Genomic DNA, 13,319 nt, shown 5'->3' with positions numbered 1-13,319 from the left:
GTGCCGTCTGGCAAGGTATCCGCCGTGACGAACGTGAAGAGTGAACCGATCGAGGCCGTCCTGTTCGACTGGGGCGGCACCCTCGCGACCTGGCACGACATCGACCTGTACGACGTCTGGCGCTCCATCGCCGCGCTGGTCGACGAACATCGGGCCGACGAGTTGGCGGCCCGCCTCGTCAAGGCCGAGAGCTCGGTCTGGGCGCGCTCGCGGGACGAGCACTTGAGCAGCACGCTCGAAGAGGTCTGCCTGCTCGCCGAGGTGGAGCTGACGCCGGCCGCGCTGACGGAGTACGACCTGCGCTGGCACCCGCACACCGAGCTGGAGCCGGACGCCGTGGAGACGCTGACATCGCTGCGCCAGCAAGGCCTGAAGATCGGCGTCCTGTCGAACACGATCTGGTCCCGCCGGCGGCACGAGGAGATCTTCGCCCGCGACGGCGTGCTCGAGCTGCTGGACGGCGCCGTCTACACGAGCGAGGTGCCCTGGACGAAACCGCACCCGGAAGCGTTCCTGGCGGCTATGAAGGCCGTCGGGGTGACGGATCCAGCCAGCTGCGTGTTCGTCGGTGACCGCCTGTTCGACGACGTCTGGGGCGCCCAGAACGTCGGCATGCGCGCTGTCCACATCCCGCACAGCAACATCCCCACCGCACAGCTCGGCCCGCTCGAGGGCGCACCCGAGGCGACGGTCGAGCGCCTCGCCGAGCTGGTCCCGCTGATCAAGAGCTGGCAGGTGAGCTCAGCCTGACCCAGCCAGCGGCAGCGAGAGCCGCAGTAGATCCTCGAACTGCACCCCGGGCGCGAACCGGAACATCCGCAGGTCGAGCTTGCCGTCGGCCGGCGTGTAGACGCCGAGCGAGTTGTCGCGCATCTGGTTCCACAACCGGCCGACCTTGACGCCGCAGCTGCCGCCGCCGACCACGTGGATCGGCCGGCCCAACTCCCAGTCGCCAGTCTTCAGGCGCCAGGAGCGAGCCGTGTTCCCGACGAACGGCACATGCTGGTGCCCGTGCAGGATCGCGTCGAAGCCGGCCCGCTGCAGATCCTCGATCAGCTGGCCCGCGTCCAGGGTGAGGCTGACTGGGCGCAGTTCGTCCGGGTCCTCGACCAGCGGTGTCGGCAGGACGTGATGATGCAGCACGGCCAGTGAGATCGGCGCAGGCCCGCCGGGCTTGCGGACTTCGTCTCGCAGTTGCTTCGCGCGCTCCAGGAGTGGCCCGTACAGGTCCCGGCCGACGTAGCCGTATTCCATCGTGCTCTTGGCCCGGGGCCGGACCGAGTTGAGCGCGAGGACGAAGATGTCCCGGCCGTCCTCGGCGCTGAACCAGGCGAGCCGGTTGAGCTCCAGATCGGCGTTGTTGTGGATCAGCTGGAGGAAGTCGCGGAACGGTTGCTCGGCGGCGTAGTTGCGGGTCGCCTTGGTGCTGTCCAGTTCGATGTCGTGGTTACCGGGCACCACGACGAGTTGCTCGGGCGTGAGCCGGAGCTTGTCGAGCAGCGCTGTCACGAAGGCCTTGGCCTCCTGGAATCCTTTGCCCTGGGTGGTGATGTCGCCCGAGATGACGACCAGGCCGACCTGGCCGACACCCATCTGTTCCAGCCCGTCGGCGATGGCTTCGTCGAGCGTCTGCTGCAAGGTCGGCACGTCCCGCGCCAGCAACGGGAAGGCGTAGTCGTCGCCGAAATGCAGATCCGAGAGGTGCAGGATCGCCGACGACTTCAGCCGGACCGGCTTAGCCGCATACCGGCGGTACAACTCCGCGCGGGCAGGATCTTCGGCTTCCTCCGGGATGAGGAACAGCGTCGGCTCGCCTGTCGGGACGCTGCCGAACCGCCGTTCCCATTCCGCCGGACCGACCTGCTCGATCTTCGACAGCAGAAACCAGGCCGGAAACTGGGCGCCGCGGTAGTACTCGGGCGTGCGGCTCGGCTCCGGACTGCTCAGCCGGGCACCGTCGGGGCTGAACACGATCCGCCCGCAGGTCGCGACGTACCGGGTGTCCCGCTCCCGGTTGACCAGGCCGACCTCCACCGGAACCAGTCCGGTGAGAGCGCGCAGCCCGTCCAGCTGGTCGGCTTCTGAATCCTTCTTCCACCACGCCCACCAGGTCGCCCCGGTCTGCCCGATCAACGCGTCGTGGACCTCGACGGTCTCGGCCTCGAAGTCCCGGAAGCGCAGCACAACGGTCTCAGTCATCCAGGAGCTCCAATAGCCTCAGCAACAGCGTGATGTCGGCGGTGTCCTCGACGAGCACCTTGCGGACCCGCTCGGGCAGCCCGTCGGACGGACCTTCGAGCGCGCCCAGAAGGCGGGCAACGAACGGGCGGTCGCTGACCTGGCCGACCAGGTTTCGTGACGTCCACAGGTCAACCGCGGCGCATCGTGGGTCTCGCCTGCTGACCGAGTCGAGCACCAGACCCTCGACACCGGGCACGGTGCCGATCGTGGGGCCGGCGGAGGTCCTCGGCGCAGGATCGGCGCGTAACTTCACCACCTGTGCACCGATGACGAAGGTGGACCACTCCTCGGCCGGACCCGCAGGCCGGGGAGTCTCCGGTACTACGGACAGTTGCTCGACCTCGACGACGGCGAGGTCCGCCCGGCGCCACGGTCCGGAGAGCTGGATCCCAGCTGCCTCCAACGCGCGCGCCTCGAAGAGCGGTACGTCGTACTCGACGAAGTCGTGCAGGACCTCCACCCGGCCCGCGCTCGCGAGGATCGCGAGGATTGCGCGGCGGTCATGGGCGGCGGTCGGCCGAGTGCCTTCGCCGAGCAAGGGCAGGCAGAGCCGCCCACTACCACCGAGGGCTTCGAAAGCGACGGCCAGCCAGTCTGCGAGCGCCGGCCAGTACCACGGTGGGTCGAGCAGCACTCTGGCGCTGGCGGGCACCCGGGTGGTGCGGTCGATGGTGGTGGCGATGACGTCGGCCGCCGAGATTCGCGGGAAGCGCTGCAGCACGAACGGACTCTGGTCGACCAGCGTGTATCGACCCGTAGGCAACTCGTTGGCGACAGTCGGCGAACCAAGCAAACAGATGTCCGAGTCACCGAGCAGCTCGGCCAACGCTCTGCTGGTTCGGGGGGTGAAGAACCACTCAGCATCGAGGAGGTGCAGCTCGGGGGTGTAGGACACCCCGCGATATCCGCCGGTAGTACCGGTCGGCAGCGGCTCCTGCTCCGGTACCAGGTCGACCGGATAGGCGCCGCGGGCTTCCCGGGCGGTGTTGGTGAGGGCCTCCGCCGGTGTTTCCGACCCGGCCGGACCTCCGCGTGGGGCATACGTCAACGGATTCCTCCCCACCGCCTGCCGCAGGAATTGCGTAGGGCGTTGGCGACCATCGTGATCCGGGCGAAGGCCGATTGCAACCATCACTGGACCGGCGCTTTCTGCCGTGCCACGGTTCACCCTGTGATGACGAAGCTGACGCTGCCGCGCCGCCGTAAACGCCGAGACCTTCGCCCGGTGGCCAGCCCGATCGTCCAGCCTGCCGACTGGGCGGAGCCGGAACCTGCTCTGCATCGGCTCTACGTACTGGCCGAAGGCGAGGCCTTGGACGCCATCGACTGGTATCTGGAGGACAAGCGGACGAAGCGACGGGCTTCCCGGTTGCTGCGCGCCCTGGCGATCGTGCTCGCCTCGGCCGGTGGGATCTACCCACTCGCCGTGCGTGCCGACGCCGACGTCGCCTGGGGTTATCTCCTGCTCGGCGCCGCCGGAGTCTGCCTCGCATTCGACCGGTTCTTCGGCTTGTCGTCGGCGTGGATGCGCGACATGGCGACCGTGAACCGGCTTCGTGGAACGTTGTTGCGGTTCCAGCACGAATGGGCCGCCGCCGCATTGGTCGCCGCGGCGGGGGCCGATGAGGCGTCGGTACGGATGCGCCTTGGGTTGCTGCAGGCGTTCGCGGTCGAAGTACCGGCTCAGATCCAGCAGGAGACCGAGAGCTGGCAAGGCGAGTTCGCCTCGCTGGTCGGGCAGTTGGACGTGACCGGCTCACACTCGCCGCGGCCGGGCACTGAGGCTTCCTGACCCGAGGTGTCAGATTTGAAGAACCCCCGAGCCGTCGTGCTGGCTCGGGGGTTCTGTGGGGGAGTTGGTGGTGGCTGTCAGGCGGCCAGGCTCGGGTCCGCCATCAGGCGGAGCCGGCCCAGGGCCTCGCGTTCGATCTGGCGGACGCGCTCGGCGGAGATGCCGTGCACGGCGCCGATGTCGGCGAGCTTGGCCTGGCGGCCGTCATGCAGCCCGTAGCGGCGCCGGATCACGTCGGCCGACCGGGGGTCGAGCTGGTCGACCAGGCTGAACAGTCCTGACCGGTCCGAGGCGTCGGCCACCAGCTGGTCGGGGCCCGGCGCGGTCTCGGCCGCGATCAGGTCGCCCAGCGAGGTCTCGCCCTCGTCGTCGATCGGGTTGTCCAGGCTGATGTGGTCCCGGCCGATCCGGATCAGGTCGGTCACCCGCTCCGGGGTCAGGTCCAGCTCTTCGGCGATCTCGGCGATCTCCGGCTCACGGCCGAGCTTGCGCTCCAGCGTGCGCCGGGCCGACCCGATCTGGTTCAGCTGCTCCACCACGTGCACCGGCAGCCGGACCACTCGGGCCTGCTGCGCGATTCCACGGGTGATGGCCTGCCGCACCCACCAGGTCGCATACGTCGAGAACTTGAAGCCCTTGCGGTAGTCGAACTTCTCCACCGCGCGGATCAGGCCCGTGTTGCCTTCCTGGACCAGGTCCAGGAGCGGCATCTGGGACCGTCCGTAGCGGCGGGCGATCGAGACCACCAGCCGGAGGTTCGCGGTCACGAACCGCTGCTGTGCGCGCTGGCCCTCTTCGGCCAGCCACTCGAGCTCTTCCTCCGTCGCATATTTGGGCGCTCCGCCCTTCTTGCGTCCAACCCGCCCCTCGGCCAGCAGTTGCTCCGCGAGCAGACCTGCCTCGACCGTCTCCGCGAGCTCGACTTCTTCTTCCGCGGTCAGCAAAGGAGTGCGAGCGATCTCTTCCAGGTAGAGACCGACGCTGTCCTTACCGTCGATTCCTTCGTCCGTTGAACGGACACGAGCCGTGCGAGCCACCGAAACTCCCTTCGTCGTTACATGGAGAGCAACGCTCGAGTGAGGTTCAAGATTCCACGATGAGTGTGTAAACAGCCTGAACGTTCCCTGAGATTTCCCGGCACCCACATGCACCCGAAACCACCCCCTGCTGCACGCTCGGTGCCCCGGTTCTGCGCACCGCACACATGCTGTGCGCACAATCGGCTTGATCTGTGGGGTTTCCGGGCCGGAATAGCGCCTTGAATAGTTCTCAGGTTTCTTGCCGCGCAGCCTCGAATGGCTGCTGAATCAGCCATTCGGGGCCGTCAGATGTGTTGCACAACACATCCATGTTGCTCTCACACATTTCCAACGCTGGAAGTCCTCGCAGCCTTCCCGGGGTCAGGCCAGGCCGAGAGTGTCCAGCTCCCAGGCGAGGGTGAAGGCGACCTCGCGCCAGGCGTCGTACCGGCCGCTGCGCCCGCCGTGGCCGGCGTCCATCTCGGTCTTCAGCAGGACGTTGACGTCGCCGCTGGCCGTCGCCCGCAGTTTCGCCACCCACTTGGCCGGCTCGACGAAGAAGACGCGGGTGTCGTTCAGGCTGGTGATCGCGAGGATGCGCGGGTACTGCTGGGCCGTGATGTTCTCGTACGGCGCGTAGGACTTCATGTACTGGTAGATCTCGGGGTCCTCGAGCGGGTTGCCCCACTCCTCCCACTCGATCACGGTCAGCGGCAGCGACGGGTCGAGGATGGTCGTCAGCGCGTCGACGAACGGGACCTCGGCGACGATGCCGCCGAACGCCTGCGGTGCCAGGTTGGCGACCGCGCCCATCAGCAGGCCGCCGGCGCTGCCGCCCTGCGCCACGATCCGCTCAGGGCGGCTCCAGCCACTCTTGACGAGGTGCTCGGCCGCCGCGATGAAGTCGGTGAACGTGTTCCGCTTGGTCAGCATCTTGCCGTCGTCGTACCAATGCCGCCCGAGCTCGCCACCGCCCCGCACGTGAGCGATCGCGAAGACCACACCGCGATCCAGCAGCGACAGCCGCGGAATCGAGAACCACGGATCCATCGAGCTCTCATAGGAGCCGTAGCCGTACAGCACGACGGGCGCGTTCCCGTCCTTGGCGACATCCTTGCGAGCTACCAGTGATACCGGCACCTGAGTGCCGTCCGGAGCCGTCGCCCACTCCCGGTACTGCGTGTAGGCGCTCAGATCGACCCCGCCGAGCACTGGCTGCTGCTTGAGCAGTCGCCGCTCACCCGTCACCACGTCCACGTCGTACGTCGTCCCAGGCGTCACCAGTGACGTGTAGCCGAACCTGTACCGGGTGTCGTGCCACTCGTCATTGCGGCTCGGCGACAAGGTGTAGATCGGCTCGTCGAAGGTCAGTGCCTCGGGCGATCCGAAGGTGCCGCCCTCGCGCCGCATGATCGCCAGCTCGGTGAGAGCGTCGCGGCGCCGGTACAGGATGACGTGGTCGGCGAAGGCGTCGACGCCGAGCAGCCGGCTCGACTCGTCGCCCTCGATCAGCGTGGTCCAGTCACCGGGGGAGTCCAGCGGCGCCGTGGCCAGCGAGAAGTTGGACGCGTCGGCGTTGTGCACGATCAGGAGCTGGTCGCCCGCATGCTCGACGTCGTATTCGACGCCCTCCCGCCGCCGCGCCACCAGAACGAGCTCGCCGGTCGGGTCGGCGGCGTCGAGCAGCCAGGCCTCGCTGGTGAGCTTGCTGCCGAGGGAGATCTGGATGGCCTGCTCGTTGCGGGTCAGGTCGACGCCGACCCAGAAGCGCTCGTCCGGCTCCTCCATCACCAGGACGTCCTCGGTCTGGCCGAGGGAGTGCCGCCAGACCTGGTGCGGCCGCCAGGCGTCGTCGACCTTCGTGTAGAAAATGGTCGTGCCGTCGGTGGACCAGGCGGAGCCGTAGTGCACGTCGGGCAGCTCGTCCGGCAGCAGCTCGCCGCTGTCGAGGTTCTTGATCCGGAGCGTGAACCGCTCGTCGCCGATGAGGTCGACGGAGTACGCGAGCAGCCGGCCGTCGGGGGAGACGTCGACCGTGCCGAGCGAGAAGAACTCGGAGTCGCCGGCCAGCTCGTTGCCGTCCAGCAGCACCTCTTCGCCGTCGATCTCGCCGTCGGTCGCGGGCGGCTCGTCACCGGTCGCCTTCACCCGGCAGCTCAGCGCGTACTGCTTGCCCTCGATCGTGCGGGCGTAGTACCAGAAGCCACCGCTGCGGGCCGGCACGCTCAGGTCGGTCTGCAGGGTCCGGTCCGAGATCTCCGAGAAGATTGCCTCACGCAACGATTCCAGGTGCTCGGTGCGCGCCTCGGTGTAGCTGTTCTCGGCGCGCAGGTAGTCCAGCACCTCAACGTTCGTCTTGTCCCGCAACCACTCGTAGTCGTCGACGAAAACGTCTCCGTGGTGACTGCGTTCGATCGGCTTGCGGGCGGCTACTGGCGGCTTCAACTCGGACATGCCGGGAGACTACCCCGCAGCGCCCTCCGGCGTACCCCGGGTTTCCACAGGGTCTGCCTGCAAAGGCAACCAGTGCTCAGATTTCGTACGTCGCGACGACCGGCGCGTGGTCGCTCCAGCGCTCGGCGTACGTCGGCGCGCGGTGGATCACGCAGCCGGTCGCCGCGTCCGCGAGCTCGGGGGAGGCGATCTGGTAGTCGATCCGCCAGCCGGCGTCGTTGTCGAAGGCTTTTCCGCGCCACGACCACCAGGAGTACGGCCCAGGTCCGTCGCCGCCGAAGCGCCGGCCGAGGTCGACCCAGCCGGCCTCGAACAAACGATCCATCCAGGCGCGCTCCTCGGGCAGAAAGCCGCTCTTCTTCCGGTTCGCCTTCCAGGCCTTCAGGTCGACCTCACGATGCGCGATGTTGAGATCGCCACAGACCAGCACGTGCCGGCCGTCAGCGCGCAGTACCGACAACCGCTCGGTGAAGGCGTCCAGGAAGGCGTACTTCTCGGCTTGCCGCGGCGGTGTTTCGAACTCGCCGGTGAAGACATAAGTGCTGATCGCGGTCAGCGTCGAGCCGTCGTCGAGGACGACGTCCGCCTCGACCCAGCGCCCACTCCCGCTGAATCGCTCCGGCCCGATCTCGGCGTTCTCCTGCTTGATCGGCCGACGGCTCGCGACGGCGACGCCCGCGCGGCCCTTGTGCCCCTCGCTGGCTGGCTCCGCGTGCGCGATCTGCCAGTCCCCACCGAGAAGATCCCGCAGTACTTCGTCCGTCGCCCGGACTTCCTGCAGCAGCAACAGATCCGGATCGTGCTCCTCGAGCCACCCCGCCATCCCTCGCCGGTACGCCGCTCTGATCCCGTTCACGTTCACCGTCGCAACCTTCAGCACCCCGGAACCTTAGCTGGCGATCACACCCCGGTCGTCGAGCCGGGCCGGACGATCATCAGCACGGTGACGCTCGCCCACAGCAATCCGAAGACCCCGGTCGTCATCGACAGCCTGCGCGCCCGGGGGATTAGGGCCGCGCGAGCTGTTCGATCCAGCCCGGCCGTGGCGATCACCTCGGCCTGCAGCGGCAGTACCGCGACCACGAGTACTCCGGCCGCGACGGCGGTCAGCGCCATCGAGATGATCAGCCAGATCTCGCCGAGAACCCCGAGACCGGCACCGACGGCGATACCGAAGACAGGCACGGCGATCCCGCCGATCGCGTAGATGTTGCTGATCCGGTGCAGCACGCGTAGTACCGCCGTTTCCGGCTGATCGGCGGCCAGTTCACGGCGTGCGACCGGCGGGAACATACTCGCCGCGACCGTCACCGGGCCGATGAAAATGATGGCGGCCAGTACGTGCACGCTGAGCAGGATCTTGTTCATTCGTTCTCCCTGGAGGCCTGAGTTTCAGGCAGACTGTAACTCAGGTATCAGGCAAGCTGAAACACGTCCTGCGATGATGTGCTCGTGACAGCTGATCCGGCCCCCAGTGGCCCACCCGGCGGCGCACCCGAGGGTGCGGCCGTGAGCCCGTCGCTGCTGCTGATGATGCTGGGCCGTCAGCTCCGGGAGCAGGCTGACGCCGAACTGCGCGCCCAGGGACTGTCGATGCGCCACTTATCCGCGCTCGGGCACCTGGCGCATCAGCCTGGGCTCTCCTACAGCGAGCTGGCGCGACGCGACGGGATCACGGCCCAGAGCATGCAGTCGACGCTCCGCCAACTGCAGGACCTCGGCGCCGTGGAGCTCCTCACCAAACCCGGCCGCGGCCGAACCGCCGATCTCCAGGTCACCGAGACTGGCCAGGAACTGCTCGAACGCGGCCGCGCGGTACTACGAGCCGCCGACCAACGCCTGCTTGATGCCATAGGCAACGAGAATCGCGAGGTGCTAGCGGGGTTCGCTCTGCGAGCACTCGTGGCATTGAAGGCCGGTACGGCGAAGTAGGGCCGGCCTCGGCTCACGCGAGGACTGTGGATTCGTGGTGCTCGGCGTGAGGCTGGTGTGGATGCGTGGTGCTGGGCGTGGGGGTTGGGGTGGATGCGTGGTGCTGGGCGTGGGGGTTGGGGTGGATTCGTGGTGCTGTCCCGAGGTGGGTGTGGTTCGCGGTCTCCGCTGCGGGAGTGTCCTAGTCGAGACGATGAGCGTCAAGAGCGCTTCGCGTCCCGTCGGGATCGAACGAGTTCGACTCTTGACCCTCATCGTCTCGACCAGGGAAGGACGCAGCTATGTGGATCCCGCGGAGAGGTGTGAGCCAGGGGCCATCTTGGGTCAGGCCGGCCGGGTTGCGGGGAAACGACGGTGAGGTCGGCCGGGTTGCGGGGTCGGGCGGGGGTGGGGGTGGGGGTTGAGTGGGTAACTTTTGGTCGCCAGGTGCAAGTTTGTTTCCACCGCCGCGGGGTTGCTGGGGGCGACGGGCTGCTGTGCACACCTAACCCGGTAGGCAAGCGCTTACCTCGGTGTGTCGGGGCGCTCGCGGCGAGTTGTGCGTGCGTGCCGGTCCCGGTCGGTCCCCTCGACCAAACGCGACAGGTGTGTCTGTCGGTGATGGTGCTGTTTTGGGCGGTTTTGGGGGCTGGGTTCGTGTTGGTGGGGGTCGGCTGGCGGGTTGTTGTACCGCTAGCGTCTTGTAGGGCGCTAGTGGTCGGATAACGCGCTAGTGGCTGAGGAATCGGGGTCGCCGGGCCCGCCCGCACGCCGCCCGGGCGCGGTGCGGCGGGGCGGGGGCGTCAGGGGGCACTCGGATGGTGCCTCGCCGGGTGGAATCTTGGGTGCCTATGGTGCCCGGATGGTGGCCGGCCTTGGGATGGTGGTGACTCATCCATTGTGGTCAGTCTTTCCAGCGGCTCCGGGATAGCTGCGTCTTTGCCTGGTCGTGGTGGTGGGTGTCAAGAGTCGAACTTGTTCGATCCCGAAGGGACGCGCAGCGCTCTTGACGCGCATCGCCGCGACTAGGACCATTTCGCAGCCCGGCGACGCAATCCACAGCACCCTTGGCACAGCACCCCGAATCCACAGCACCCTTCGCGACAGCACCACGAATCCACAGCCCCTTGGCGACAGCACCCCGCAACCACCCGACGCCTCTCCGTCAGTCGGCCACCCAGGCACCCCTCAGGAGGCGTTCGGGCGAGCCGTGCCGAGGATCGCGTCGAGCGAGCGCTCGCAAAGGTGTTCCAGCTCCTCCGGTGAAACCGTCGGATTGGAGATCCAGGTGAGCAGGGTTTGCTCGACGTAGCCCTGCCAGCCGTGGCAGGCGAGTTCGACTGTGGGGGTGACGGGGATGCCGCGCTGGGCGACCGCGTTGATGACCCATTGGCTGAAGAGTTGTCGCAACTCGGAGTGCAGGGCCCGGATTGCGGGGTCGCCGGCTGCTGACATCAGCAAGGTGGCTCGGTAGAGCTGGGGGGCTTCGAGGACCGCTCGGACGAAGGCGCGGATCCCGCTGCGGAGTTGCTCGGCCGGTGGCAGGGAGAGGTCGGGGGCGGTTCGGAGCATCACCTCGGCGGCGGCTGCCTCGATCACGGCGTACTGGAACTTCTTCTTGGAGCCGAAGTAGTGGAACAGCAGTGCGGGGGAGACGCCCGCTTCGGCGGCGACGAGCTCGACGCTCAGTTCGCGGTGCGGGTCGGCCTCGAGGACGCGGCGGGCGGCGTCGAGGATCTGGGTCCGGCGCTCCTCGGGCTGCAGCCGGGCGGACGACGAGGTGTGGCTCACGGGGCCAGTGTATTGAGTAATCGGTCAACAAGCACTTACTGTTGAGTATCCACTCAACAGTCGGAGGTCACGATGGCTGGCAAGGTCGTACTCATCACCGGCGCGTCCCGTGGGATCGGCGCGGCCGTCGCTCGCCGGCTGGCGGGCGAGGGCGACACGCTGGCGCTGGTGGGTCTGGAACCCGATGAGCTGAAGAAGGTCGCCGAGGACTGCGGCCCGGATGCCGGGTGGTGGGAGGCCGACGTCACGGACATCGACTCGCTCCGGACCGCGGTAGAGGCGATCGCCGAGCGCTACGGTCGCATCGACGTCGTCGTGGCCAACGCGGGCATCGCGGCGCCGGGCTTCACCCGCAGCATGGACCCTGCCGTGTGGGAGCGCGTTCTCGACGTCGACCTGTACGGCGTCTGGCGGACCGTGCGCCTGACCCTGCCGCACCTGCTGGAGAGCAAGGGCTACCTGCTGCTGGTGTCGTCGCTGGCCGCCATCGTGCACATCCCCGGTCTGGCGGCCTACAACGTCGCGAAGGCCGGCGTCGAAGCGATGGGCGACAGCCTCCGCGCCGAGTTGAAGCACCTCGGCGTGGACGTCGGCGTCGCGCACATGACCTTCGTCGACACCGACATGGTTCGCGGCGTCGACGAGCATCCGGTGTTCGGCAAGGTCCGTACCGGCATCCCGTTGGTCGGCAAGACATATCCGCTCGAGTTCGCGGTGGACAAGTTCGCCCAGGGGATCAGGAAGCGCTCTCGCGTCGTCCACGTTCCCGGCTGGATCGGCGTGCTGAAGATCTTCCGCTGGGTCTTCCCGCACGTGATCGAGTTCGGCGCGCGCTTCAACGTCCCGAAGGCCGACCGCGCCGCGCTGGCCGATATCGAGGCCCGTGGCGCCGCCGCCTCGTCCCGCGCTTCCGGCGCGGGTGGCAAGGCTGACGCCGATAAGGCGTCCAACCGATGAGTCGCGAGTATGACGTGGTCGTCTTCGGCGCGACCGGATTCACGGGAGCGCTCACCGCGCAGTACCTCGCGAAGAACGCGCCGCCGGAGCTCCGCTGGGCACTGGCCGGCCGCAATCGCGCCAAACTGGAGGCCGTCCGATCCAAGCTCGGCGTCGAGGTTGACCTGCTCATCGCCGACGTCGAGGACGCCGCCTCGCTGAAGGCCGTCGCCGAATCCACCCGGATCGTCGTCACCACGGTCGGCCCGTACGTCCGGTACGGCGAGCCGCTGGTGGCCGCGTGCGCGGAAGCGGGCACCGACTATCTCGACCTGACCGGCGAGCCGGAGTTCGTAGACCGGATGTACGTCGCCTACAACGCGAAGGCGATCGAGACCGGCGCGCGGATCATCCACTGCTGTGGCTTCGACTCGATCCCGTACGACCTGGGCGTGCAGTACACCGTCGAGCAGTTGCCGAAGAACGTCCCGCTGAAGGTCGACGGCCTCATCCGGGCCGGCGGCAAACCATCCGGCGGCACGCTGCACACCGCGATCACCGCGCTCTCCCGCGGCAAGCAGAACCTCGACGCTCACCGTGCCCGTCGCCGGGCCCAGCCGCGCCCGAAGGATCGCTCGGTGAAGGTCGTGACGGGCAAGATCCACCGCAGCCAGGGCTTCTGGGCCGTGCCGCTGCCGACCGTCGACCCGCAGATCGTGGCGAACTCGGCGGTCCTGCTCGACGAGTACGGCCCGGACTTCCGCTACTCCCACTACGCCGCGGTGAAGCAGTTGCCCGTGGTCGCGGGAGGCATCGCCGGCCTGGGCCTGCTGGCGGTCGCCGCGCAGATCCCGCCCGCCAGGAAGGCGCTGCTGAGCAGGATCAAAACGGGTGAGGGACCGAGCGAGGAGCGCCGGGCGAAGTCCTGGTTCAAGGCTCGCTTCGTCGGTGAGGGCGGTGGCAAACGGGTCGTCACCGAGGTCTCCGGCGGCGACCCGGGCTACGACGAGACCGCCAAGATGCTGAGCGAGTGCGCGCTCTCGCTGGCACTCGACACGCTTCCCGAGACCTCCGGGCAGGTCACCACGGCGTCCGCGATGGGTCCCGCGCTGCGCCGGCGATTGGTTGCTGCAGGCATCAAATTCGAGCTCCTCGACATCGAGGAGTACTGAGCC

The 13,319-nt window shown here is 67.9% G+C and carries 11 protein-coding genes and 1 pseudogene; 5 read left to right on the top strand and 7 right to left on the bottom strand.

Annotation, left to right across the window (positions count from 1 at the left end):
- Positions 1-24: 24 nt before the first annotated feature.
- Positions 25-750, top strand: coding sequence for an HAD family hydrolase (locus G3I17_RS13365; protein WP_164596307.1), 726 nt, complete (start codon positions 25-27; stop codon positions 748-750).
- On the opposite strand, the gene G3I17_RS13360 is transcribed toward G3I17_RS13365, so the two are convergent.
- A complete protein-coding gene (locus G3I17_RS13360) occupies positions 742-2,199 on the bottom strand; it encodes a metallophosphoesterase (protein ID WP_164596306.1) in 1,458 nt (485 codons plus the stop codon). The two genes, G3I17_RS13365 and G3I17_RS13360, sit on opposite strands and share 9 nt — an antisense overlap.
- Positions 2,192-3,289 carry a hypothetical protein gene (locus G3I17_RS13355; RefSeq protein ID WP_164596305.1) on the bottom strand — a complete coding sequence of 366 codons (1,098 nt, stop codon included), beginning with the start codon at positions 3,287-3,289 and terminating at the stop codon, positions 2,192-2,194. The genes G3I17_RS13360 and G3I17_RS13355 overlap by 8 nt, the downstream gene beginning before the upstream one ends.
- 126 nt (positions 3,290-3,415) lie before the next feature.
- On the opposite strand from G3I17_RS13355, the gene G3I17_RS13350 reads away from it, so the two are divergent.
- Positions 3,416-4,033, top strand: coding sequence for an SLATT domain-containing protein (locus G3I17_RS13350; RefSeq protein WP_164596304.1), 618 nt, complete (start codon positions 3,416-3,418; stop codon positions 4,031-4,033).
- Positions 4,034-4,110: 77 nt separating this feature from the next.
- Here the strand turns inward: G3I17_RS13350 and G3I17_RS13345 are convergent, their stop codons facing one another.
- The 4 genes from G3I17_RS13345 to G3I17_RS13330 all read right to left on the bottom strand — a co-directional run bounded on the left by G3I17_RS13345 (position 4,111) and on the right by G3I17_RS13330 (position 8,874).
- Positions 4,111-5,070 (bottom strand): sigma-70 family RNA polymerase sigma factor, encoded by a 960-nt coding sequence (locus tag G3I17_RS13345; protein ID WP_164596303.1) that lies wholly within the window; start codon positions 5,068-5,070, stop codon positions 4,111-4,113.
- A gap of 363 nt (positions 5,071-5,433) precedes the next feature.
- Positions 5,434-7,506 (bottom strand): S9 family peptidase, encoded by a 2,073-nt coding sequence (locus tag G3I17_RS13340; RefSeq protein ID WP_164596302.1) that lies wholly within the window; start codon positions 7,504-7,506, stop codon positions 5,434-5,436.
- 76 nt (positions 7,507-7,582) lie between these two features.
- Positions 7,583-8,386, bottom strand: coding sequence for an exodeoxyribonuclease III (gene xth, locus G3I17_RS13335; protein WP_164596301.1), 804 nt, complete (start codon positions 8,384-8,386; stop codon positions 7,583-7,585).
- A 20-nt stretch (positions 8,387-8,406) separates the two neighbouring features.
- Positions 8,407-8,874 (bottom strand): DUF2269 family protein, encoded by a 468-nt coding sequence (locus G3I17_RS13330; RefSeq protein ID WP_164596300.1) that lies wholly within the window; start codon positions 8,872-8,874, stop codon positions 8,407-8,409.
- Positions 8,875-8,958: 84 nt separating this feature from the next.
- Between G3I17_RS13330 and G3I17_RS13325 the strand changes: the two genes are divergently transcribed.
- Positions 8,959-9,438 (top strand): MarR family transcriptional regulator, encoded by a 480-nt coding sequence (locus G3I17_RS13325; RefSeq protein ID WP_343238289.1) that lies wholly within the window; start codon positions 8,959-8,961, stop codon positions 9,436-9,438.
- A gap of 1,167 nt (positions 9,439-10,605) precedes the next feature.
- Here the strand turns inward: G3I17_RS13325 and G3I17_RS13320 are convergent.
- A complete protein-coding gene (locus G3I17_RS13320) occupies positions 10,606-11,208 on the bottom strand; it encodes a TetR/AcrR family transcriptional regulator (protein ID WP_164596299.1) in 603 nt (200 codons plus the stop codon).
- 69 nt (positions 11,209-11,277) lie between these two features.
- Between G3I17_RS13320 and G3I17_RS13315 the strand changes: the two are divergent.
- Positions 11,278-12,165, top strand: a pseudogene (locus G3I17_RS13315) (SDR family oxidoreductase); the annotation flags it as partial.
- Positions 12,162-13,316: a saccharopine dehydrogenase NADP-binding domain-containing protein gene (locus tag G3I17_RS13310; RefSeq protein WP_164596297.1), complete on the top strand. Its 1,155-nt coding sequence runs from the start codon at positions 12,162-12,164 to the stop codon at positions 13,314-13,316. The pseudogene G3I17_RS13315 and the gene G3I17_RS13310, both read left to right, overlap by 4 nt.
- Positions 13,317-13,319: the final 3 nt, after the last annotated feature.

Source organism: Streptomyces sp. SID13031 (assembly GCF_010548305.1).
Taxonomy (GTDB): Bacteria; Actinomycetota; Actinomycetes; order Propionibacteriales; family Kribbellaceae; genus Kribbella.
The sequence above is the reverse complement of the archived record's forward strand: the minus strand, read 5'-3'. Positions and strand labels throughout refer to the sequence as shown.

Excerpts from the sequence above, each read along its gene's own strand:
- G3I17_RS13350 (WP_164596304.1), top strand. The coding sequence starts at position 3,416 with ATGACGAAGCTGACGCTGCCGCGCCGCCGTAAACGCCGAGACCTTCGC.
- G3I17_RS13340 (WP_164596302.1), bottom strand. The coding sequence starts at position 7,506 with ATGTCCGAGTTGAAGCCGCCAGTAGCCGCCCGCAAGCCGATCGAACGC.
- G3I17_RS13330 (WP_164596300.1), bottom strand. The coding sequence starts at position 8,874 with ATGAACAAGATCCTGCTCAGCGTGCACGTACTGGCCGCCATCATTTTC.
- G3I17_RS13310 (WP_164596297.1), top strand. The coding sequence starts at position 12,162 with ATGAGTCGCGAGTATGACGTGGTCGTCTTCGGCGCGACCGGATTCACG.
- G3I17_RS13360 (WP_164596306.1), bottom strand. The coding sequence starts at position 2,199 with ATGACTGAGACCGTTGTGCTGCGCTTCCGGGACTTCGAGGCCGAGACC.